This window comes from Pseudoalteromonas aurantia, assembly GCF_005886875.1.
Taxonomy (GTDB): Bacteria; Pseudomonadota; Gammaproteobacteria; order Enterobacterales; family Alteromonadaceae; genus Pseudoalteromonas; species Pseudoalteromonas aurantia_A.
In genome coordinates this window covers 1-266 of record NZ_PNBY01000205.1, presented here as the reverse complement: position 1 = coordinate 266, position 266 = coordinate 1, and the positions used below count along the sequence as shown (strand labels likewise).

At 37.2% G+C, this 266-nt stretch carries 1 protein-coding gene; it reads right to left on the bottom strand.

Annotated features, from left to right (window positions below; all coding sequences use genetic code 11):
* Positions 1-53: 53 nt before the first annotated feature.
* Positions 54-266 (bottom strand): IS3 family transposase (locus CWC18_RS20650; protein ID WP_138676039.1); only part of this gene is annotated, 213 nt, incomplete at its 5' end.

Here is a 266-nt window from a genome sequence, read left to right as displayed (position 1 = left end):
CTAGCTCAGACTTGATCTGACAGTTACCCGTTTTTCAATCGGTGATTGTCAGCTTAGATTTGAGCTAAATTCTTCTCAGCCCAAATCGATTTCCCATCTAATAATGTTTCCAATGGCGTTCTGCCACAGCACATTTTTCCTTGATGAGTTCGGTCATTATTGTAATAAATCATCCATTCGTCCAGATCCTTTTGCAATTCCTCTAATGAGCTATATAGCTTTTTACGGAATGTAACTTGATAGAATTCATTAAGTATCGTTTTGTG